This is a genomic window from Vibrio sp. Y51_MX_L26 (genome assembly GCF_024181935.1).
GTDB classification, from domain to species: Bacteria; Pseudomonadota; Gammaproteobacteria; order Enterobacterales; family Vibrionaceae; genus Vibrio; species Vibrio diabolicus.
In genome coordinates this window covers 88,615-110,459 of record NZ_JAMZAS010000003.1, presented here as the reverse complement: position 1 = coordinate 110,459, position 21,845 = coordinate 88,615, and the positions used below count along the sequence as shown (strand labels likewise).

General features: G+C 45.0%; 21 protein-coding genes and 2 tRNA genes. 7 read left to right on the top strand and 16 right to left on the bottom strand.

Going from position 1 to position 21,845, the window contains the following annotated elements; genetic code table 11:
- The first annotated feature begins 7 nt into the window (after nt 1-7).
- From NL645_RS09205 to yacG, 5 genes are all read left to right on the top strand, one after another.
- Nucleotides 8-1,231 (top strand): type II secretion system F family protein, encoded by a 1,224-nt coding sequence (locus tag NL645_RS09205; protein WP_253651605.1) that lies wholly within the window; start codon nt 8-10, stop codon nt 1,229-1,231.
- Between the two features lie 64 nt (nt 1,232-1,295).
- Entirely contained in the window at nt 1,296-2,165 is an 870-nt protein-coding gene (locus NL645_RS09200; RefSeq protein ID WP_253651604.1) for an A24 family peptidase, read from the top strand.
- Complete coding sequence (coaE, locus tag NL645_RS09195; protein ID WP_047008979.1) at nt 2,166-2,780, top strand: dephospho-CoA kinase; 615 nt, start codon at nt 2,166-2,168, stop codon at nt 2,778-2,780.
- 27 nt (nt 2,781-2,807) lie between these two features.
- Nucleotides 2,808-3,548 carry a cell division protein ZapD gene (gene zapD, locus NL645_RS09190; protein WP_012841416.1) on the top strand — a complete coding sequence of 247 codons (741 nt, stop codon included), beginning with the start codon at nt 2,808-2,810 and terminating at the stop codon, nt 3,546-3,548.
- Nucleotides 3,549-3,706: 158 nt separating this feature from the next.
- Nucleotides 3,707-3,901, top strand: a complete 195-nt coding sequence (gene yacG / locus NL645_RS09185; protein ID WP_005396692.1) for a DNA gyrase inhibitor YacG — start codon at nt 3,707-3,709, stop codon at nt 3,899-3,901.
- A 496-nt stretch (nt 3,902-4,397) separates the two neighbouring features.
- On the opposite strand, the gene rplS is transcribed toward yacG, so the two are convergent.
- The 5 genes from rplS to ffh form a co-directional block, all read right to left on the bottom strand.
- Nucleotides 4,398-4,751, bottom strand: a complete 354-nt coding sequence (gene rplS / locus NL645_RS09180; protein ID WP_005379971.1) for a 50S ribosomal protein L19 — start codon at nt 4,749-4,751, stop codon at nt 4,398-4,400.
- Nucleotides 4,752-4,792: 41 nt separating this feature from the next.
- Complete coding sequence (trmD, locus tag NL645_RS09175) at nt 4,793-5,536, bottom strand: tRNA (guanosine(37)-N1)-methyltransferase TrmD (protein WP_005425529.1); 744 nt, start codon at nt 5,534-5,536, stop codon at nt 4,793-4,795.
- Between the two features lie 27 nt (nt 5,537-5,563).
- The gene (gene rimM, locus NL645_RS09170; protein ID WP_005379964.1) at nt 5,564-6,112 is read right to left on the bottom strand and encodes a ribosome maturation factor RimM; all 549 of its coding nucleotides are present in this window, start codon (nt 6,110-6,112) and stop codon (nt 5,564-5,566) included.
- Between the two features lie 29 nt (nt 6,113-6,141).
- Nucleotides 6,142-6,390, bottom strand: a complete 249-nt coding sequence (gene rpsP / locus NL645_RS09165; protein WP_005379962.1) for a 30S ribosomal protein S16 — start codon at nt 6,388-6,390, stop codon at nt 6,142-6,144.
- A gap of 209 nt (nt 6,391-6,599) precedes the next feature.
- A complete protein-coding gene (gene ffh / locus NL645_RS09160) occupies nt 6,600-7,982 on the bottom strand; it encodes a signal recognition particle protein (protein WP_005385423.1) in 1,383 nt (460 codons plus the stop codon).
- 224 nt (nt 7,983-8,206) lie between these two features.
- Between ffh and NL645_RS09155 the strand changes: the two genes are divergently transcribed.
- Nucleotides 8,207-9,001: an inner membrane protein YpjD gene (locus tag NL645_RS09155; protein ID WP_005396694.1), complete on the top strand. Its 795-nt coding sequence runs from the start codon at nt 8,207-8,209 to the stop codon at nt 8,999-9,001.
- Between the two features lie 124 nt (nt 9,002-9,125).
- Nucleotides 9,126-10,394: an HlyC/CorC family transporter gene (locus NL645_RS09150; protein WP_005396696.1), complete on the top strand. Its 1,269-nt coding sequence runs from the start codon at nt 9,126-9,128 to the stop codon at nt 10,392-10,394.
- A gap of 114 nt (nt 10,395-10,508) precedes the next feature.
- Here NL645_RS09150 and luxS read toward each other — a convergent pair whose 3' ends face one another.
- From luxS to NL645_RS09095, 11 genes are all read right to left on the bottom strand, one after another.
- The gene (gene luxS / locus NL645_RS09145) at nt 10,509-11,027 is read right to left on the bottom strand and encodes an S-ribosylhomocysteine lyase (RefSeq protein WP_005396698.1); all 519 of its coding nucleotides are present in this window, start codon (nt 11,025-11,027) and stop codon (nt 10,509-10,511) included.
- A gap of 84 nt (nt 11,028-11,111) precedes the next feature.
- On the bottom strand, nt 11,112-11,717 hold the full coding sequence (locus NL645_RS09140; protein WP_170891673.1) for a hypothetical protein: 606 nt from the start codon (nt 11,715-11,717) through the stop codon (nt 11,112-11,114).
- Nucleotides 11,718-11,741: 24 nt separating this feature from the next.
- Nucleotides 11,742-13,310: a glutamate--cysteine ligase gene (gshA, locus tag NL645_RS09135; protein ID WP_253651603.1), complete on the bottom strand. Its 1,569-nt coding sequence runs from the start codon at nt 13,308-13,310 to the stop codon at nt 11,742-11,744.
- Between the two features lie 156 nt (nt 13,311-13,466).
- On the bottom strand, nt 13,467-16,310 hold the full coding sequence (locus NL645_RS09130; RefSeq protein ID WP_150919419.1) for a pitrilysin family protein: 2,844 nt from the start codon (nt 16,308-16,310) through the stop codon (nt 13,467-13,469).
- A gap of 9 nt (nt 16,311-16,319) precedes the next feature.
- Nucleotides 16,320-16,781 (bottom strand): YqaA family protein, encoded by a 462-nt coding sequence (locus tag NL645_RS09125; RefSeq protein WP_005396704.1) that lies wholly within the window; start codon nt 16,779-16,781, stop codon nt 16,320-16,322.
- Nucleotides 16,775-17,725: an NADP-dependent oxidoreductase gene (locus NL645_RS09120; RefSeq protein WP_012841414.1), complete on the bottom strand. Its 951-nt coding sequence runs from the start codon at nt 17,723-17,725 to the stop codon at nt 16,775-16,777. The genes NL645_RS09125 and NL645_RS09120 overlap by 7 nt, the downstream gene beginning before the upstream one ends.
- Nucleotides 17,726-17,848: 123 nt before the next feature.
- A complete protein-coding gene (locus NL645_RS09115; protein ID WP_005396706.1) occupies nt 17,849-18,979 on the bottom strand; it encodes a sodium ion-translocating decarboxylase subunit beta in 1,131 nt (376 codons plus the stop codon).
- A 9-nt stretch (nt 18,980-18,988) separates the two neighbouring features.
- A complete protein-coding gene (gene oadA / locus NL645_RS09110; protein ID WP_109169452.1) occupies nt 18,989-20,773 on the bottom strand; it encodes a sodium-extruding oxaloacetate decarboxylase subunit alpha in 1,785 nt (594 codons plus the stop codon).
- A 31-nt stretch (nt 20,774-20,804) separates the two neighbouring features.
- Nucleotides 20,805-21,062 carry an oxaloacetate decarboxylase subunit gamma gene (locus tag NL645_RS09105; RefSeq protein ID WP_114323628.1) on the bottom strand — a complete coding sequence of 86 codons (258 nt, stop codon included), beginning with the start codon at nt 21,060-21,062 and terminating at the stop codon, nt 20,805-20,807.
- Between the two features lie 557 nt (nt 21,063-21,619).
- Nucleotides 21,620-21,696 (bottom strand) — tRNA-Arg (locus NL645_RS09100).
- Between the two features lie 52 nt (nt 21,697-21,748).
- Nucleotides 21,749-21,825: transfer RNA gene (locus NL645_RS09095), tRNA-Arg, on the bottom strand.
- Nucleotides 21,826-21,845 lie beyond the last annotated feature (20 nt).

Here is a 21,845-nt window from a genome sequence, read left to right as displayed (position 1 = left end):
CACCTCTATGAAAACCACTACACCACAACTAAAAAACTTCCGCTGGAAAGGCATCAACAGTTCAGGCAAAAAGACGTCTGGACAAACCCTCGCGATGACAGAAATTGAAGTACGCGAGCGTCTAGACGCACAACACATCAAGATCAAGAAGTTAAAGAAAAGCAGTATCTCGTTTCTCACTAAACTCAGCCATCGCGTGAAAGGCAGAGACATCACGGTGTTTACCCGTCAAATTTCGACGATGTTGATAACCGGTGTACCCTTAGTTCAGGCTTTAAAATTGGTATCAGAAAATCACAAAAAAGCAGAGATGAAATCCATTTTGATGAGTGTGACACGCGCCGTTGAAGCGGGGACGCCCATGTCAAAAGCCATGCGCACTGCAAGTGAACACTTTGACCCACTCTATACCGACCTTATCGCCACAGGTGAGCAATCCGGTAACTTAGCAGAAGTATTCGAGCGCTTAGCCACCTACCGAGAAAAAAATGAACAACTCCGTGCGAAAGTGATCAAAGCACTGATTTACCCAGCGATGGTAGTGCTAGTAGCGTTAGGCGTGTCGTTTATCATGCTCACCAAAGTCATTCCCGAGTTTGAAAAAATGTTTGTTGGTTTTGGTGCTGACTTACCTTGGTTTACCAGGCAAGTATTAGATCTTTCCGCCTGGACAAAAAACTGGAGTCCGTTTATCGCACTAGGCTCCATTAGTTTATTCATCTCGGCGAGAGTCCTCTCTAAGCGTTCAGATTCTTTTCGCTTAATGCTCAACCGCTCTGTGCTTAAATTTCCTGTTCTGGGCCCTGTATTATCAAAAGCCGCTATCGCCAAATTTAGTCGAACACTCGCCACAAGCTTTACAGCGGGTATTCCAATTCTAACCAGTTTAAAAACCACATCAAAAACCTCAGGAAACTTACACTATCAACTCGCCATAGAAGAAGTTTACCGTGATACCGCCGCAGGTATGCCAATGTATGTTGCCATGCGTAACTGTAATGTGTTCCCTGAATTAGTGTTACAAATGGTTATGATCGGTGAAGAATCTGGTCGACTTGACGACATGCTCAATAAAGTTGCAACGATCTACGAGTTTGAAGTCGACAACACCGTCGACAACCTTAGTAAAATCCTAGAGCCGCTAATTATCGTTTTTTTAGGCATCGTTGTTGGCGGATTAGTGACAGCAATGTACTTGCCAATCTTTAACTTAATGAGTGTATTGGGCTAGAATGAGCTGTTAACTCCTTTAAAACAGCATCTTGCTGATTTCACTCATCGCTCAAGAGACAAATATGGAAGTATTCCAGTACTACCCTTGGCTATTCGTTGTGTTTGCCACCATCTTCGGTCTGATCGTGGGTAGCTTCCTCAATGTGGTTATTTATCGACTACCTAAAATCATGGAACTAGAATGGCGACGCGAATGTGCCGAGTCATTTCCCGAATACAAAATAGAACCTCCTAAAGAAGTGCTGACCTTGAGCGTCCCACGCTCCTCCTGTCAGAAGTGCGCAACGCCGATACGTATTCGAGACAACATCCCTGTGATTAGCTGGCTGCTTTTAAAAGGCAAATGCCACAACTGTCAGACAGCCATTAGCGCACGCTATCCACTGATTGAACTGCTCACTGCGTTCTGCTCAGGCTTTGTCGCTTACCACTTTGGTTTTAGTTACTTTACCGTTGCCCTACTCTTTTTCACTTTTATCTTAATCGCCACAACATTTATCGATCTCGATACTATGTTGTTACCTGACCAATTAACATTACCATTAACTTGGGCTGGCATTGCCTTAGCATTAGTCGAAATAAGTCCTGTTACTCTACAAGATTCTGTCATTGGTGCTATTGCTGGTTACCTATGTCTCTGGTCCGTTTACTGGGGCTTTAAGTTACTTACCGGTAAAGAAGGAATGGGATATGGTGATTTTAAACTACTAGCAGCACTAGGGGCTTGGCTGGGCTGGCAGTCACTGCCGATGATCATTCTACTTTCTTCTGTGGTTGGCATCGTATTTGGCATCATTCAACTACGCTTGCAAAAACAGGGAATTGAAAAAGCTTTTCCTTTCGGTCCTTACTTAGCAATTGCTGGTTGGATAAGCTTAATTTGGGGCGACCAGATTTTAAACTGGTACTTTACTTCAGTTCTAGGAGTGTAAATGGCTTTGGTTATTGGTTTAACAGGTGGTATCGCTAGCGGTAAAACAACCGTCGCGAATCTGTTCAAACAACAATTTAAAATCGATATCGTCGATGCCGACATTGTAGCAAGAGAAGTTGTCGAGCCAGGCACTCCCGGCCTAAACGCGATTATTGAACATTTTGGTCACGATATCGTTCGTGAAGACCAAACTTTAGATCGCGCAAAGCTGAGAGAGAAAATCTTTTCAAACTCAGATGAAAAAGCATGGCTCAACGCACTGTTGCACCCGATAATTCGTGAAAAGATGATCGAAGATTTGCAGCAAGTCACCTCAGAGTATGCGTTACTTGTGGTGCCGTTGCTCGTAGAAAACAAGCTAGACAGTTTGTGTGATCGAGTTCTTGTCGTCGATGTAGAACCGAATACACAGATATCTCGCACGATGAAACGAGACAATGTGAGTGAAGAACAAGCTCGCGCCATCCTTGCCTCTCAAGCATCAAGAGAGCAAAGACTCGCGCTTGCAGACGATGTGGTTAAGAATAATCCAAGTGACCCAGATCTTTTGCTTCAAATCACAGATTTGCACGAAAAGTACCTAGCCATGTGTAAGAAAAATCTGCGAAAATAGGAACGAAACTCACAAAGGCTTATGTCGATGACCACGCACAAATTTGAACATCCGTTAAATGAGAAAACTCGTATTTATCTAAGAGTGGAGTCTCTGCTGCGTCAGGCTCACTTGGCCTCTGGGTTTAGCGAAAATCACCAGTACCAACTGTTTTTCCGTGCGTTATTCGATATGGTTGAGATCTTCGAACAGATCCAGCTGAAAAGTGAACTGGCCAAAGATTTAGAGAAGCAACGACTGTCGTACCGCCATTGGCTAAATGTTGATGGCGTCGATCAAGACGCATTAAATACCCTACTACAAGAGATAGATGTCGTTCATAGCCAACTGATGGGTGCAGAGCGTTTTGGTCAAGCACTAAAAGAAGATCGCTTCTTAAGCTCTATCCGACAACGCTTTAATCTACCGGGTGGTTCATGCTGTTTTGATTTGCCAGCGTTACATTACTGGCTTCACCTACCCATTGAACGTAAAAAGCATGATGCACAGCAGTGGCAAGTAAGCTTAAAGCCCTTATCTGATGCGCTTTCGCTATGGTTAAAGCTCACTAGAGAGACCGGACATTTTAAAGCTCAAATCGGTCGTGCGGGTTTCTTCCAAAGTGACGCTGATGAAGCTAATATTCTAAGACTTCACATCCCAATGGAATATGGCGTTTATCCTATGATTTCTGGCCATAAAAACCGCTTTGCGATCAAGTTTATGTCGTTTGAAAACGGTCAAGCGTGCACACAAGATATTGAGTTTGAACTTGCTGTGTGCAGCTAAGGCGACACTAAGCCTCACCCCCACAATCTAAAATTCAACGCTTTATTGCGCTTATATTGGATAAAATTTCGTAGCAGCAATAGCGCGTTGAATAAGCCATCTTGAATTCATTTAGGTATACTACCCTTTAACACCAATTAGTAATGGGACGCTCAACTATGTCTAAAATTACCATCGTTCAATGCCCACAATGTGGCGCCGACGTAGAATGGGGAGAACAAAGTCCTCATCGCCCTTTCTGCAGTAAACAATGCCAAATGATTGATTTTGGTGAATGGGCAGATGAAGAAAACACCATCCCAGGCGCCCCCGATATGTCCGACAGTGATGGCTGGTCTGAAGACCAGTATTAAATTGAGGCCTAGGGTAAGGGAATATCCTAGGCTCCTTCTTGGGGAGTCTAAATCACGCTCTTTCGTCGCTGTCCAGAGTGACGAATTTTAACCGTGGTGTCCTGTAACCTTTGACCATCATTTGCCGTCATTCCGAGGAGCCATAGCGACATCAGGAATCAACTCACAGCAAGGACACTTCTGAAGTTGACGACTTAAACACTAGTGCTTTCGGCTAGTAGATTCTGAATCCCGCTACTTCTTCGCTATCCAGAATGATGAATTTTAACCATTGCGGTCTGCAATCGGTATTCATTCCCCTCTTTTCAACTCTGACTATTTTGATGATCTAGCAAAGCTATTTTTATTCGAGCAAGGCAGAGGCGCGGAGTATATGCCAGTGCATGAGCATCGGCAGTACAGGTCGGATGAAAAGAAAACGAGCAAGCTAATTACACAAATAAAAAAACGGAGCCCTAAAAGGACTCCGTTTAAGATGAGAACGCTAGTTATAGCATTACTTCTTAGCAAGTTTCTCTTTGATACGAGCAGACTTACCAGAACGCTCACGTAGGTAGTACAACTTGGCACGACGTACTGCACCACGGCGTTTAACTTCGATGCTATCAACGATTGGAGAGTGTGTTTGGAACGTACGCTCAACACCTTCACCGTTAGAGATTTTACGTACAGTGAAAGCAGAGTGTAGACCACGGTTACGGATTGCGATTACAACGCCTTCGAAAGCCTGTAGACGCTCACGGTCACCTTCTTTTACCTTAACTTGAACTACAACAGTGTCACCTGGTGCAAATTTAGGTAGGTCTGATTTCATTTGCTCTTCTTCAAGAGCTTTGATGATGTTACTCATTTTTTAAATTCCTAGAATAAACTGATACTAAATAAATTAGGTTACTTTGCGTTATGTTCACTAATGAACTCAGCAAGTAATTGTTCCTGTTCGTCAGTCAGAGCTAGGTTTTCCAGGAGCTCTGGTCTTCTAAGCCAAGTTCGGCCCAGCGACTGTTTTAGTCGCCATTGACGAATGTCCTTGTGATTGCCTGACATCAGTACCGCTGGTACCTCTTTGTCATCCAATACTTCTGGACGCGTATAGTGAGGGCAATCTAACAAGCCATTTGCAAAAGAGTCTTCTTCTGCTGACGCGAAATCCCCTAGTACACCCGGAACAAACCGAGAGACAGAGTCGATTAACGTCATGGCTGGTATCTCACCACCCGTCATCACAAAATCACCAATCGACCATTCTTCGTCGACTTCAGATTGAATGATGCGCTCATCTACCCCTTCATAACGACCACAAATCAGAAGCAAGTTCTCATTCGTTGCCAGTTCTTCCACTCCTTTCTGGTCTAGCTTGCGACCTTGAGGAGAAAGGTAGATGACTTTCGTCTTGCCCGGTGAGGCTGCTTTCGCGGTATGAATGGCATCGCGCAAAGGCTGAACCATCATTAACATACCAGGGCCACCACCGTAAGGTCGGTCATCGACAGTGCGATGTTTGTCGTGAGTAAAATCTCTAGGATTCCAAGTCTCAATCGACAAAAGACCTTTTTTAACCGCTTGACCTGTTACTCCAAAATCAGTAACAGAACGGAACATTTCTGGAAAAAGGCTAATAACGCCAACCCACATGTTTATCTCGCTCTGTAATTTTGGAGATTAGAATCCAGGATCCCAGTCAACTTCGATCCGTTGAGCTTCGCGATCAACATTAATGATCACTTGCTCTTCAAGGAACGGGATTAATCGTTCCTTCTGCCCGAAAGCATCTTTAAGATTTGCTTTAACAACCAGAACATCGTTTGAGCCAGTTTCTAGCATGTCAGTAACGACACCTAGATCGTAACCTTTAGTGGTTACAACTTGCATCCCAAACAATTCGCGCCAGTAGAACTCATCTTCTGACAATTCAGGAAGTACCGCAGGGTCAATAGCAATTTCAAAGTTCGTCATTAGATGCGCGTCTTCACGAACATCCATGCCTTCCAGCTTAGCCACCATACCTTTGTTATGGCGCTTCCAGCTTTCTACTTTGTACTCAACCCACTTACCCTTTTGGTTAATGTACCAAGGGCTGTAATCGAAAATGCTTTCAGCATTGTCTGTGTAGGAAAAAACCTTAAGCCAACCTCGAATGCCGTAAGTAGCACCAAACTTGCCTACAACAATCTTTTCGTTGCTCATTGTTTCTTTACCTTTCATCGACATAAACTAGTTTCTACTTTTCAAGTAAAAAATTAAGCCGCTTTTTGAGCGTCTTTAACTAGCTTAGCAACGCGGTCAGATACAGACGCGCCTTGACCAACCCAGTGGTTAACGCGGTCTAGGTCTAGACGTAGACCTTCTTCTTGACCTTTAGCAGTTGGGTTAAAGAAACCAACTTTCTCGATGAAACGGCCAGTTGCAGCGTTGCGGCTGTCCGCTACTACGATTTGATAAAATGGACGCTTTTTAGCGCCGTGACGTGCCAAACGAATGGTTACCATGTCGTCCTCTTTGCTTTCTCAAAAATAAAATTAACCCCAAAAACCATTCAAGAAATTAAATAGTTTGGGGTCTCGTGCCAAAATAAAGCTCCGGAATTTTACTCTTCTCCCGGAGCAATGCAAGGAGTTTAGTTACTTTTTCGCCAACATAAATTGAATTTAAAGTTTGTGACGTACCTAACACCCTGAATCTATGCGTGATCGATTAATTAACGACCAAATGGGTTGAAGCCACCGCCTCCACCCATGCCGCCCATCATGCCTTGCATGTTGCGCATCATGCCTTTCATGCCACCTTTTTGCATCTTTTTCATCATCTTCTGCATTTGGGTGAACTGTTTTAGTAAGCGGTTTACGTCTTGAACTTGCACACCAGAACCAGCCGCAATACGTTTCTTGCGTGAGCCTTTGATAATCTCTGGGCGTTGACGTTCTTTCATTGTCATGGAGCTGATGATCGCTTCCATCTGCTTGAACATCTTGTCATCGACTTTGTCTTTCACATTGTCTGGTAGCTGAGACATGCCAGGAAGCTTATCCATCATGCCCATCATGCCGCCCATGTTTTGCATCTGGCCTAGCTGTTCACGGAAATCTTCAAGGTCGAAACCTTTCTTCTCTTTGAACTTCTTCGCCAGCTTTTCTGCTTTTTCTTGGTCAACGTTGCGTTGTAGGTCTTCAATTAAAGACAGAACGTCACCCATACCAAGAATACGTGAAGCAACACGATCTGGATGGAACGGTTCTAGCGCGTCAGTTTTTTCACCGACACCCAAGAATTTGATTGGTTTGCCCGTTACATGGCGTACTGACAGTGCCGCACCACCACGAGCATCACCATCAACTTTAGTTAGAACTACACCGGTAAGAGGTAGCGCATCGCCAAAGGCTTTTGCTGTATTTGCTGCGTCTTGCCCCGTCATAGCGTCAACAACAAATAGCGTTTCTACTGGGTTGATAGCTGCGTGAAGATCTTTGATCTCCCCCATCATCTCTTCATCAATCGCCAAGCGACCTGCGGTATCGACAATCAATACGTCGTAGAATTTTTTCTTCGCATGGTCAATCGCTGCATTGGCGATATCAATAGGCTTCTGGTCTGGTGATGATGGGAAGAAGTCAACACCGATGTCTGATGCCAGCGTTTCAAGCTGCTTGATTGCCGCAGGGCGGTAAACGTCGGCAGACACAACCAAGACTTTCTTCTTGTCACGTTCTTTTAAAAGCTTAGATAGCTTACCTACCGATGTGGTTTTACCCGCACCTTGTAGACCCGCCATAAGAAGCACAGCAGGTGGTTGAGCGGCAAGGTTTAGCGCCTCATTCGACTCACCCATTACGGCTTCAAGTTCTGTTTGAACGATCTTGATAAATTCCTGACCAGGAGTCAGAGATTTAGAAACTTCTACACCTACCGCTTTTTCTTTAACGCGGTTAACAAATTCACGAACAACCGGAAGCGCAACGTCAGCTTCAAGTAAGGCCATTCGTACTTCACGTAGGGTCTCTTTAATGTTGTCTTCGGTCAGACGACCTTTGCCACTGATATTTTTCAGCGTTTTGGATAATCGATCCGTTAAATTCTCAAACATCTTTGTCTCTTCGCTAAAATGGCGATTAATTAGTGTGAGTATACATTAGCCAAGGTCTGAGTCATACCCGTACCGCTGCTCTATTCTTGTCTCTATTTCTATATGGTGCGGTAACTTATTAATTTCAATATCTCATCTCTCACGATTGATGTCGGATATAACGTAGCCCCAAAGTGTAATGCAAGGTATAATTTCCTCATTGTGCACAATAATATTTAGGATTCATGGATAGCTTAATAGCCATCGCGGCCGCCATACTTTATGTTTTGGCGATTGCGACCATCATACCCGGACTCTCACAGCAGTCAGGAATCAAAGCAAAAACAGTGTTTGCTAGTGCTGCCTGTGCGCTTGTTTTTCATGCGTGGATTTTGAGTGATCTGATTTTTGATGGTTCAGGTCAAAACCTTAGTATTCTAAACGTAGCCTCTTTGATCAGTTTTATTATTTCTCTGGTCATGAGCCTTGCTATGTTGAAAAATCGGTTGTGGTTTTTATTGCCTGTCGTTTATAGCTTTGCTGCCATCAATTTATCTGCTGCCACATTTTTGCCAAGCACGTTTATCAAGCACCTAGAGAATGACCCTAAGCTACTCATTCACATTTCTTTTGCGCTGTTCTCATACGCAACTTTAACTATCGGTGCACTCTACGCACTTCAGCTGGCTTGGTTAGATCACAAACTGAAAACAAAAAAATCTTTGGCGATTAACCCAAACCTGCCGCCTTTATTAATGGTAGAGCGTCAGCTATTCAAAATCATTTTGATCGGTAACTTATTGTTAACTGGTACGCTCATTACTGGCTTTGTCTTTGTGCAGGATATGTTTGCTCAAGGTAAAGCGCATAAAGGCATTCTTTCTTTCATCGCTTGGATTGTGTACTCAATACTGCTTTGGGGTCATTATCAAAAAGGTTGGCGTGGTAGAAAAGTTACTTGGTTCGCTGTCGCAGGGGCAACGCTGTTAACTCTGGCGTATTTTGGCAGTCGCTTTGTGAAAGAAATCATCTTGAATTAAGGAGCTCTAGGGCTCCTATCCTTTATATTTTAGGCTAGATAAAATACAGTACGCCTTAACCCTTTGACTTAACGGACTTACTCAACCGTTATATAACCCAATACTTACAAGGAACAGCAACGTTTTGGACGACATCTCTACGGGTATCTTGTTTGCGCTACTCGCGTGTCTTATCGTCATATCAGGTTACTTTTCCGGCTCAGAAACAGGGATGATGTCTCTGAACCGTTATCGCTTAAAGCACTTAGCCAAAAATGGGCATAAAGGCGCTAAGCGAGTCGAAAGGCTATTAGACCGTCCAGATCGTTTGATTGGTCTTATTCTTATCGGCAACAACCTCGTTAATATTCTCGCGTCCGCCATCGCGACCATTATTGGTATGCGTTTGTATGGTGATTTAGGTGTCGCTATCGCAACCGGTGCACTAACTATGGTTGTATTGGTTTTTGCCGAGGTTACCCCTAAAACAATTGCAGCGCTTTATCCTGAACGTGTGTCCTACGCGAGCAGTATATTATTGACCATACTGATGAAGTTACTGTCGCCTTTAGTGATGCTTGTTAACTTTATTACGAATGGCTTTATTCGTTTACTTGGCGTAAAAGCCGATCACTCAGTAGAAGACCATCTTAGTTCCGATGAGCTGCGTACCGTAGTAAACGAAGCTGGCGGATTGATCCCTCGCCGACACCAAGACATGTTGGTATCTATTTTGGATCTTGAGCACGTCACTGTGAACGACATCATGGTGCCACGCAATGAGATTACCGGTATCGATATTAATGATGACTGGAAATCCATCGTTCGTCAGCTTACCCACTCACCACATGGACGCATTGTTTTTTATCGTGACCAAATTGATGAAGTGGTTGGCATGCTGCGCCTGCGTGAAGCTTACCGCCTGATGCTGGAAAAAAACGAGTTCAATAAAGAGACGCTATTACGTGCTGCGGATGAAGTCTATTACATCCCGGAAGGTACGCCACTGAACGTGCAAATGTTAAAGTTCCAACGCAACAAACAGCGTATTGGTCTGATTGTTGATGAGTATGGCGACATTATTGGCTTGGTGACATTGGAAGATATTCTGGAAGAGATCATTGGCGAGTTCACGACCTCGATTTCTCCAAGCCTTTCTGATGAAATCAGTCCTCAAGGTGACGGAAGCTTCCTCATTGAAGGCAGCACCAATATCCGAGATATCAACAAAGGCCTGAAATGGGACTTACCAACGGATGGCCCAAGAACGTTAAACGGTCTTATTTTGGAGCACCTAGAAGACATTCCAGAGAGCCATTTAAGCGTGAGAGTGGCTGGTCATCCAATGGAGCTTGTTGAGATTGAAGAAAACCGCATCAAGCTCGTTCGTGTTTATCCTAAAAAGAAAAAATAGCCTCTATTTACAACTCACGATGAGAAAAACTCAACGATAAAAAATAAAAGAGCCTGATCATGTCAGGCTCTTTTTAGTTCTGGATAAATATGCTTCTTGATAAGTTTTTAGCAACTAGTCGATACGCAGCTCTTTTAGCATCGATTCAGGCAAAGCCAGTTCATCATTTTTGTTCACCGATACACCAGCATCCAAAATGCTCTTGGCGATCTGTTGTGCTTCTTCTAAAGAGTGCATCGCTGCCGTGCCACATTGGTATTCGTTGAGTTCAGGGATCTTGTTCTGGCTTTCTACCTTTAGTACGTCTTCCATGGCCGCAATCCAAGCATCCGCTACTTGCTGCTCTGATGGAGTGCCAATCAGACTCATGTAAAAGCCCGTGCGGCAACCCATAGGCGAAATATCGATGATCTCAACAGAATCGCTGTTAAGATGATTGCGCATAAAGCCTGCATAAAGGTGCTCTAGCGTATGAATACCTTTTTCAGAAAGGATGTCTTTGTTTGGCGCGGTAAAGCGTAAATCGAAGACAGTAATCGTGTCCCCTTTTGGGGTCTGCATGGTCTTCGCCACTCGCACTGCTGGTGCATTCATGCGAGTGTGGTCCACGGTAAAACTATCGAGTAAAGGCATTACATCTCTCCTGATTGTAACTCCAATACCTCTCGGTACTGGATAAATGTCATTCATCCCTTCAGCACATAAACAGGCTGTGGGTTAAAAGAACCAGCTGCTGTTGTCTTCTAATTCCTGACGACATTGCTTCAGCTGCCAGCCATAAGTTTTTGCAGTTTGTTCAACACGTCGAGCGACTTTGAGCAAACTGGGCTTTCGCTTATAAGTACCTCGCTTGTACCCACCTCGACCTTCATGATAAGCCAGATATTGACTGTATGGGTCCCATAACGAAATCCCTAGTTGGCGCCTCGTTTCGTGAGTATACCAACCGACAAACATCATTGAATCATCAAAGTTGGTACGAGAACCGCCCTGACCCGTCGCATCTTGGAAATCTTCCCAAGCAGGATCTTGAGCTTGAGCGTAACCATACGCACTGCTGACTCGTCCCCAAGGGATAAATCCCAATAAATAGTCTTTGGGTGGTTTCGCATCGTGCCGAAAGCTGCTTTCTTGTTTAATAATAGCCATAGCGACATGAATGGGAGTTCCCCACTTTTCTTCCATATCTTTGGCATCATCATACCAGCCGGATTTCTCTCGAAATATCTCACATAAATTATTCTGCTGCTTTGGCGGTGCCGTGGCACAACCTGCAAGTAACATGCTTCCGAGTACCGATACTACTAACGGTTTAATGTTCAATCCCACCCAACCTTTACCTATTCACTACTGCTTCAGATAAGCAAAGTAATCTTCCAAAAAATCATCAAAAGATAGCGTGTCACTTTGTTCCGCTTGCTTTTGCTTTTCTACTGACGACGCCACTTCCGTTTCCATCGTATCTTGCGAGTAGTACTGATAACCGTGAGCTAGATTTTCCTCGCGGTACTTCATGCCAAGCGCACAGCCGACTTTACCTAACCCACCAAGCTCTTTCGTCAGCTCTAATAGTTGACCTGAAATCGTTAGTTCTGGGTTATCAACCCATGTCTCGAGTTTATTACACACATCTTGGTATGCACTGCCACCAGCAGCCATATCCATTTGCTGTGCTATCTGACGCAGCTCGACAAAAACTCGATGCGCCCAATCTTGCAGAGATAGACGTTCACCTTGGCAACCAATTTGCAGCATTAGCCCTTTTTCACGACCAGAAACAATGACTTTGTTCCAGTTGTCGCGCCAACACTCTAATTCACAGTTGTCCATTGGATCCGAGTCTGACAAGGCCGCCCAAGTCAGGAAGAGATCAAGGAATCGTACTTGCTCTTCATCCAACCCCACTGCGCTGAATGGGTTAACGTCTAGAGAGCGAACTTCAATGTACTCGACCCCACCGCGTCGTAACGCATCTGAAGGTTTCTCACCACTTTTCGACACGCGTTTCGGGCGAATTGGAGCGTATAGCTCGTTCTCAATTTGTAAAATATTGGAATTAAGCTGGCGGTATTCACCGTCCACTTTGACGCCTATTTTCGCAAACTCTTCTGATGGGTGACGAATCGCATCGCTCAAACCATCCAGATACTGATCAATGCTGTTAAAGCCAATTTTCAGTACACTTTGCGCACTATTGGTGTAGCCCAGATCGCTCAAACGCAAAGACGTCGATTTCGGCAAATACAAAGTGCCGCCAATTTTCTCGAATGGCAGATCGGTTTCACGACCTTGAATAAAAGAGCCGCATAACGCTGGCGATGCGCCGAAGAAATACGGAATCATCCAACCAAAACGGTAGTAGTTACGGATCAGCGCAAAGTAGGCATCAGACTTAGCATCTTGGCGGGCTTGTTCATCTTGCTCGCCGAATAGCGCATCCCAAAATGTCTCAGGGAACGAGAAGTTAAAATGCACACCTGAAATGATTTGCATCAGGCTGCCATAGCGGCGTTTTAGACCTTCTCGGTACAGGGTTTTCATTTTTGCTGCATTCGAAGAGCCGTACTGAGCAAGCTGAATATCCTCTTCCGAGCCAACATAACATGGCATAGAAAGAGGCCACATCTTTTCTTCACCCATTTTTGTCTGCGTGAAGTGATGGATATCTTTCAGTTGTGCCATCAGTTCTGGAATTTCATGTGACACAGGAGTAATGAACTCTAACAATGATTCAGAAAAATCAGTCGTGATCCATTGGTTTGTGAACGCTGAGCCTAACCCCTCTGGATGAGGTGTTGTTGCTAGATGTCCATCCTGACGATAGCGCAAAGTTTCTCGCTCAACACCGCGTCCAAACTGCTTAAATACTTCGGGGTTTGATGCAACTTTTTTTAGTCGCGCAGCAAAATCAGTCAAAATGAGGTTCGCTTATATTGGGAGCAGGACACTTATCACAAAGGACAAGCGTAAGCTAAGTTATTGATATTTAATGCATCTAGATAAATAACCCACGAAAAGTCGCTTATCTAGATGAATAGCGGAGAAACGTTTCTCCGCTATTAAATGTGTACTCTATCGAATGATTTCAAGCTCTTCTACGTCTTTCCCCAACTTTTCTAATTGAGGACGCAGTGATTTAGCATCACCAACGACGATAATTTGATAGTCATTTGGATCAAACCACTTTTGAGCCAGTGCATTCAAAGTCTGCTTATCGACTTTTTCTACGATAGCGTTTCTTTGCTGCAAGTAATCTTGATCGAGGTTGTACTTAAGAATATCACTGATAAGTTCCGCTTTTTGTGTTGGCGTTTCATATTTCAGTGCATCTTTTTGACCGACCGCTTGACGCATAAATTTCATCTCTTCATCAGTAATTCCTGACTGCGAGTATTCATTTAGCTCATTTTCCATCTCAATGATAGAAGCAACCGTTGCATCCGCTCGTACTTGCGCGGTGAAAACAACCGAGCCAGTTTCTGGATTTCCAGAGAAGTAGCCGTAAGCGCCGTATGTGTAACCCTTGTCTTCACGTAGGTTTTGGTTAATGCGGCTATTGAAGTTTCCAGCTAAGTTGAAGTTTGCCAGTTGGCTTAGGTAAAAATCGCCCGTTGCATCGTAAGGCATACCCTGACGAACCATCATGACCACACTTTGTGGTGCACCTGGTTTATCAACAAGATGGATCTTTTGCTCACCTAATGCAGCGATGCTTTGCGGTGCATACAATGGCGCAGCTTCATCCTGCCAGTTTTTCCAGAACGTCAGTTGCTGTTCAATTTCCTGTTGATCAATGTCACCAACAACGACGATTTGCGCACTTTGTGGCGTGTAATGCTTCGAGTAGAATTCACGGACATCATCCAACGTTAGTGCACTAACACCTGCTTGCGTGCCGTCTTTTGGTCGAGCAAAGACAGAGTCCCCATAAAGCACCTGGCGAGTCGCTTGTGATGCCATCCAGCTTGGATTTTGGTGCTCATACACAAGACCTTCTAGCGCTTGCATCTTCACACGCTCAAAGTCTGCTTGCTTGAATGCAGGAGACAGCAACATCTCTTCGACAATTTTCAACGTCGGCTCTAAGTTCTTTTCTAAAGCAGAAACGCTGATGTTTGTTGTGTAGCCTGTTGCATTCACGGAGATGACACTACCTAGTTTATCGAGCTCAGCTTGAATCTCTTCGACACTACGTTTCGTTGTGCCTTCTTGCAACATCGCGGCGGTCAATTGGGCAAGACCTTCTTTGCCCTTTTCAACAAAACGTGTTCCCGCAGGTAAACTAAACTGCATCATGACCGTTGGTGTTTCATCGCTAACCGCGCCAAGCAACTCCGAGCCATTATTAAAATGAAGCTCGTACAACTCAGGCATCGTCGCTTTCACTGGCTCCCCTACAGGCGGTTGCACAGAGCGATCGAAGTTATCGGTCGCACGACGATACGCCAATTGATCATCAGTGATCTTCTCGTATTCTGGTAGCGTACGCTTTGGCGTCACAAAGGTCGCTGGTTTTACGACAAGGTCAGTTTTTCCTTTTGGTACCACGCTTAGGGTCACTTTGTTCTTACCTTGGATAAAATCCGTATACGCTTTTTCTACCGATGCTGGCGTCACTGCGCGGATCTGCTCAAGCTGTTGCTCAAGACGATCAGGATCGCCGAAGAATGTCTCGTTGGATGCCAACTGCGTTACTTTACCTTTAACGCTTTCTAGCGCAAAAATAGCATCCGCTTCCGCCTTACCCTTTAACTGCTCAAGGCGATCTTCTGTCACGCCTTTTTCAGCAAACTGATTGAGTGACTGTAAAAGCTCGTCGTACAGTTTTGATAGGTCGCCTTTGTCCCCAGAGTCACCCATTGCATAAACGTAAAAGTTACACGCCAGTTCTGCACAGTCATGGAATGAGCCCGCATCGACGGCTTTTTGAGTCTTGACTAAGTCTTGGTAGAGCACGCTGTTTGTACCGCCACCTAGCACTTCAGATAGCGTATCGAGAGACGCTTGGCTTTCTTCGCCGTTGTAAGTTGTTGGCCACGCGATCATCACCATCGGTTGTTGAATGCGATCTTCTAGCGTGATGTATTTGTCTTCTTGCAGCTTTGCAGGTTGTTTCGGCGCATTTTCAACCTCTGGCCCACGAGGAATCGAACCGAAGTACTTATTTACCCACTCAAGAGTTTGTTCAACGTCTAAGTCCCCACCGATCGTGATAGTCGCATTGTTTGGGCCATACCAACGTAAGAAAAACGCTTTGAGATCGTTCACATCAACACGGTCAAGATCTTCAACATAACCAATAGTTTGCCACGAATACGGATGACCTTCAGGATATAGCGCTTCAGACATACGCTCCCAAATTAAGCCATAAGGACGATTATCGTAACGCTGAGCTCGCTCATTTTTTACAGTAGAACGCTGAATTTCAAATTTGCGTTGAGAAACCGCATCCAGCAAAAAGCCCATACGGTCAGACTCTAACCACAGCATTTTCTCTAGCTGGTTAGCCGGGACAGTTTCAAAGTAGTTAGTACGATCACGGTTTGTCGTACCATTTAACGTACCTCCAGCCTCTGTGATGATTCTGAAGTGCTCTTGGTCACCAACGTTCTCTGAACCTTGGAACATCATGTGCTCAAAGAAATGCGCAAAACCAGACTTACCCACCTCTTCACGAGCCGAACCAACATGGTAAGTCACATCCACATGGACCAATGGGTCGGAATCTTCAGGAGCTAAGATCACCGTTAAACCATTATCGAGTTTATACTTTTGGTATGGAATCTTAACTTTGCCTTCTTCCGCTTTCGATGACTCGACGAAAGTTACCCCTTTCGGCAGTGATGAAACTGGCGTATTTGATGCACAGCCCGTGATCACCAAAAGTGAACACGCGCCAACCCAAAACATCTTCATGTACTTTCCTTAAAATAATCCGAGATAGATGGCCGCAAGTAAGCTATACCTAGCAGCCTTTCCTAAAAATATTAAAATCACGCAAGGCAGAAACTTCATTCTCAGCCACCCTGCGGCTAAACACAGCGGGTCTCCAATCACAGGTAACCAGCTAAAAAACAATCCCCAATAGCCATACTTTGACAGCCACTTTAATGCGGTATGACCGTGCTTTTCTTCTTGCGCTTTGTTGGGAATCCACAAGCCAAGCCAATAATTTGTTAAGCCACCAAGCGTATTGCCGATAGTGGCGACCATAATAATTGACGAAACGGAATATTGATTTAATGAGAGAGTGGCAACTAAGCCCGCCTCAGAACCACCAGGTAACAAAGTGGCACTGAGAAAACCGGTCATGAAAAGCACCCATAATGCTGAATCTGAAAACCAAAGCGCTAAACTTTCAAAGCTCGTATTAAATGCTTCTAGCATGTCATATCAAGCAACACCTTGCCTCTGGTTCTTCCTGATTCAACTTGCTGGTGAGCAGCAATCACATCACTCATCGGATAAACCTGTTGAATTTCAGTCTTCAGTAAACCAACGCCAACCATGTACAACAAGGTATCTAATTGCGCTGGATCTGGCTCAACCAACATGCCGTTAGCCTCAAAGCCTAGGAGTTTGGCTTTTTCACAAATCAGCTCAGCCGTGATGGTTGGAACGGTTATGACTCTCGCACCGTCTTTCAGGCATTTAAGCGCATCTAACGCGGCATCTCCACCTACTAAATCAATCAAAACATCAACGTCTTCAACACGTTCTGACACTGGTGCAAATTGATAGTTCACTGCGTGAGCGCCAAGGGTAGCCAGGTAGTCTAAATTTCGTTCACTGCAGGTTGTAAAGACTTCCGCTTTAGTCGCGACCGCGATTTGTACCGCTAGGTGTCCAACGCCACCGGCTCCAGCGAGGATAAGTACGCGATCGTTTTCTGTCACATTGGCTTTGCTGAGTGCTTGTGCCGCAGTTTGGCCAGCCAACGGTAATGCTGCTGCAGCCTCCAAAGTAACTGAACTGGGAACATGACTTAACTCAGCTTCTGGAACACATATGTACTGACTGTACCCACCGCCTCGGACTGGGAAACCGATAAATCCAGCCACCTCATCACCATCATTAAAACGCGACGCCCCGTCTCCACAGGACACGACTTTTCCTGAGATGTCGTAACCTGGTACCCAAGGTAAATTATCCTTGTTCTGCGCAGCTGCCCAACCGAGTCCGGCTCGAGTTTTAACATCAATAGGATTTACGCCTGAAAAAGCGACTTTTACTAAGACTTCACCAGGCTGTGGTGATGGTGTAGAAGCATGTTGAATCGCGAGTACGTTGGCATCACCAAATTCAGTGATAACGATCTGTTTGTGTTCCATAAACCATTCCCTGCAAGAAAACAAAAAGGGATGCGAAAGCATCCCTTTGACTATAAACCATTTTGTTAACCGAAGTTAATCGTGATTTTGTAAATTGGTTGATCATTCCATTTTCGGTAATGACTAGCCGACAAGTGCTAGCAAGATACCAGCGGCAACCGCTGATCCCAATACACCTGCAACGTTTGGTCCCATCGCATGCATCAACAAGAAGTTTTGCGGGTTAGCTTGTAAGCCGACTTTGTTCACCACACGCGCGGCCATTGGTACCGCAGAAACGCCAGCCGCACCGATAAGTGGGTTGATGTCTTCTTTCGAGAACTTGTTAAGCAACTTAGCCATTAGCACACCAGCACCCGTACCAATACTAAACGCAACCGCACCAAGACCTAGAATGCCTAATGTTTCTAAGTTCAGGAATTGATCCGCTTGCAGCTTCGAGCCAACCCCTAAGCCCAAGAAGATCGTCACGATGTTGATCAGCTCATTTTGTGCGGTTTTCGATAGACGATCGACCACACCCGCTTCACGCATTAAGTTACCAAGACAGAACATACCGACAAGAGGCGTTGCTGAAGGTAGGAAAAGAATCGTCATGAGTAATACTGCCATCGGGAACAATACCTTTTCCCATTTACCCACGTGACGCAGTTGCGCCATTTGAATCTCACGTTCTTCCTTAGTGGTTAGCGCCTTCATGATTGGCGGCTGAATGATTGGCACTAAAGCCATGTAGCTATACGCGGCTACAGCAATCGCACCAAGCAAATCTGGTGATAACTTACTTGCTAAGAAAATCGCCGTTGGGCCATCCGCACCACCGATGATAGCGATAGACGATGCATCCGCCATGGAGAACTCCATGCCAGGTACATAGTTGAGCAAAATAGCGCCAAACAGCGTCGCAAAAATACCAAACTGAGCTGCCGCACCTAGCCACAACGTTTTTGGGTTTGCGATCAAAGCACCAAAGTCGGTCATCGCACCCACACCCATGAAGATCAACAACGGGAACACACCCGATTCAATCCCAATGTAGTAAACGTAGTAGAGCAAGCCGCCAGGCTCAGTAAAGCCAGCATTTGGAATATTCGCCAAGATAGCACCAAAACCAATCGGCAATAACAGTAAAGGTTCAAAGCCTTTTTTGATTGCCAAAAACAGCAAGGTACAACCAACCAGCATCATACAGATTTGGCCGAACTCGAAGTTAGCGATCCCTGTTTCTGCCCAAAGGGTTAACAATCCGTCCATGATACTCCCTTACGCCAGGCTCAACAGAGGCGCACCTACTGTGACAGCATCGCCTTCTTTAACGTTCAACTCTTGAACCACACCACCACGCGCCGCACGCACTTCTGTTTCCATCTTCATTGCTTCAAGAATCAGTAGTACATCGCCTTCAGCCACTTCAGCGCCAGGCTGAACATTCACTTTAAAGATGTTACCGGCAAGAGGAGCAGGCACCGCTTCAGCAGAAGCGCTAGAAGGTGCGCTAGGTGCCGTCGATTTTGCAGGCGCCGCAGAAGGAGCGACAGAGGTTAGCTCGCCTTGAGGACCAACTTCCACCTCATACACCTGTCCGTCAACACGTACGCTATAAGTTTCTACGCCGCCAGTTGCTGGTTGCGCCGCAGGTACGGCAGGCTTCGCGGCTTCTAGCGTTGGTGCAGGTTCAAATGCTTCTGGGTTGTCACGATTCTTAAGGAACTTGAGACCAACTTGAGGGAAAAGCGCATAAGTAAGTACATCATCAACACGCTCACTTGCTAGCTTAATACCTTCTGATTTCGCTTTCTCCATCAGATCAACAGTAAGCGTCTCCATTTCAGGCTCAAGCAAATCGGCAGGACGACAAGTAATAGGCTCTTTGCCATCAAGTACTTTAGCTTGCAGCTCTGCATTTAACTCGGCTGGCGCTTGACCGTATTCGCCTTTCAATAGACCAGCGGTTTCCTTAGTAATACTCTTATAGCGTTCGCCAGTAAGCACGTTAATCACCGCTTGCGTTCCGACGATCTGCGAAGTTGGAGTCACCAATGGAATGAAACCAAGATCTTCGCGAACACGAGGGATCTCTTCTAATACTTCATCAATGCGATCCGCCGCGCCCTGTTCTTTCAACTGGCCTTCCATGTTAGTCAGCATGCCGCCAGGCACTTGAGCAATCAGGATGCGAGAGTCTACACCTTTCAACTGACCTTCCCACTTCGCGTACTTCTTACGTACTTCACGGAAATACGCGGCGATAGGTTCTAGTTGCTCGAGCTTCAAATTCGTATCTCGCTCGGTTCCTTCTAGCATCGCGACTACCGTTTCAGTCGGTGTATGACCATAGGTACAACTCATTGAAGAAATCGCTGTATCGAGAATATCAATACCAGCTTCAACTGCTTTTACCGCTGTCGCAGTAGACAAGCCTGTCGTCGCGTGACAATGAAGTGCTAATGGCACATCACAAGACGCTTTGATACGCGTAATAAGCTCTTCCGCTTCATAAGGCTTAAGTAAGCCAGACATATCTTTAATACACAGTGAATGACAACCTAAATCCTCTAGGCGTTTTGCCAAGTCAACCCAAGTGTCTGCGTTATGCACAGGGCTTGTTGTGTAAGACAGCGTACCTTGAGCATGTGCGCCAACATCGACCGTTGCTTTAACGGCCTTCTGGAAGTTTCGCACGTCATTCATTGCATCAAAGATACGGAACACGTCCATACCGTTAGCATGCGCGCGTTCAACGAACTTCTCTACTACGTCGTCGGCATAATGGCGGTATCCTAAAAGGTTTTGACCACGCAGTAGCATTTGCATTGGTGTATTAGGCATCGCTTTTTTTAGTTCACGTAAACGCTCCCAAGGGTCTTCCCCTAAGAATCGAATACAAGAATCAAACGTTGCGCCACCCCAAGTCTCTAGAGACCAGTAACCAACCTTATCCAACTCAGCTGCGATAGGCAGCATATCCTCAATACGCATACGCGTAGCAAATAGTGATTGATGGGCATCACGAAGGACCACATCTGTAATAGCTAGTGGTTTAGACATGCTCTTAAACTCCTTTTTAATCCTGGTTCGGCTACTTCGCGAATGAGGCGCGATGTTTATGAATCGCAGCCGAGATCGCCGCCACTACTTGTGGACTAACAGCTGAAGAGGTTGATTGAATATTAGTATTTGTTTTTGGTGCTGCGATCGGCTCTGGTACTTCTTCTGGTACCAATTTCGACAGTAGCCGAACGAGATAAACAAGAATAGTGAGGAAAATAAATACGACCGCCATCCCCGTTAGCATCAGGGTGGCCGCATCTACTAGCAGGCTTCCTATATTAGTCATGTTGCTTCCTTTCTTTGTCATCCTGACAACGTGCAGGACTTTAATAGCGTCAAATCCCGACCAATGGATTATCTCGATTGGTTAAATTTTGTCAATTTTGTTTAAGGAAGGTTTGTAATAATCCTGATAAATGATTATTTATTCACTACCCAGATCACAGTTCATGACAAAATAATTACTGCGAATCTGCTATCTCCTTACGAACAGAGTAAAGGAGGACATAAATAAAAACTGCGATTTGGATTTCAAAACCAAATCGAGATTTACACATAAAAGCTAATAAAAACAAAAGGATGCCATTTAATAACAATTAATAAACAAATAAAAAACAAAGAAGTTACATTTAAACAATTGAAGTGAAAGAAACGGAAATCAATATACAGGAGAGATAGTAAGGATGGATTCACAAACTACAGCAGAAACTTTATTCCAAATTGCTTAGATAAGCACATATTCGCTTTTGGAAAAGAAGGACCTCGCCTCTAACAACTCTAGGCTATAGTTCCTGATGTCCAGATACAAAAAAAGCCTCGCAATTGCGAGGCTTTTTTTGTAAGTGGCGCGTCCTGGAGGATTCGAACCTCCGACCGCCTGGTTCGTAGCCAGGTACTCTATCCAGCTGAGCTAAGGACGCGCAGTTTTCGATATCAACTTTCGTCAACATCAGGGCAATACCCTTTAATAAGTGGCGCGTCCTGGAGGATTCGAACCTCCGACCGCCTGGTTCGTAGCCAGGTACTCTATCCAGCTGAGCTAAGGACGCGCAGTTTTCGATATCAACTT

Coding starts and splice junctions, on each gene's coding strand:
- rpsP (WP_005379962.1), bottom strand. CDS start 6,390: ATGGTAACCATTCGTTTGGCACGTCACGGCGCTAAAAAGCGTCCATTT.
- yacG (WP_005396692.1), top strand. CDS start 3,707: ATGTCTAAAATTACCATCGTTCAATGCCCACAATGTGGCGCCGACGTA.
- NL645_RS09120 (WP_012841414.1), bottom strand. CDS start 17,725: ATGGAACACAAACAGATCGTTATCACTGAATTTGGTGATGCCAACGTA.
- rplS (WP_005379971.1), bottom strand. CDS start 4,751: ATGAGTAACATCATCAAAGCTCTTGAAGAAGAGCAAATGAAATCAGAC.
- rimM (WP_005379964.1), bottom strand. CDS start 6,112: ATGTCGATGAAAGGTAAAGAAACAATGAGCAACGAAAAGATTGTTGTA.
- NL645_RS09205 (WP_253651605.1), top strand. CDS start 8: ATGAAAACCACTACACCACAACTAAAAAACTTCCGCTGGAAAGGCATC.
- luxS (WP_005396698.1), bottom strand. CDS start 11,027: ATGCCTTTACTCGATAGTTTTACCGTGGACCACACTCGCATGAATGCA.
- ffh (WP_005385423.1), bottom strand. CDS start 7,982: ATGTTTGAGAATTTAACGGATCGATTATCCAAAACGCTGAAAAATATC.
- NL645_RS09200 (WP_253651604.1), top strand. CDS start 1,296: ATGGAAGTATTCCAGTACTACCCTTGGCTATTCGTTGTGTTTGCCACC.
- zapD (WP_012841416.1), top strand. CDS start 2,808: ATGACCACGCACAAATTTGAACATCCGTTAAATGAGAAAACTCGTATT.
- NL645_RS09115 (WP_005396706.1), bottom strand. CDS start 18,979: ATGGACGGATTGTTAACCCTTTGGGCAGAAACAGGGATCGCTAACTTC.
- NL645_RS09130 (WP_150919419.1), bottom strand. CDS start 16,310: ATGAAGATGTTTTGGGTTGGCGCGTGTTCACTTTTGGTGATCACGGGC.
- coaE (WP_047008979.1), top strand. CDS start 2,166: ATGGCTTTGGTTATTGGTTTAACAGGTGGTATCGCTAGCGGTAAAACA.
- NL645_RS09125 (WP_005396704.1), bottom strand. CDS start 16,781: ATGCTAGAAGCATTTAATACGAGCTTTGAAAGTTTAGCGCTTTGGTTT.
- trmD (WP_005425529.1), bottom strand. CDS start 5,536: ATGTGGGTTGGCGTTATTAGCCTTTTTCCAGAAATGTTCCGTTCTGTT.
- NL645_RS09155 (WP_005396694.1), top strand. CDS start 8,207: ATGGATAGCTTAATAGCCATCGCGGCCGCCATACTTTATGTTTTGGCG.
- NL645_RS09105 (WP_114323628.1), bottom strand. CDS start 21,062: ATGACTAATATAGGAAGCCTGCTAGTAGATGCGGCCACCCTGATGCTA.
- oadA (WP_109169452.1), bottom strand. CDS start 20,773: ATGTCTAAACCACTAGCTATTACAGATGTGGTCCTTCGTGATGCCCAT.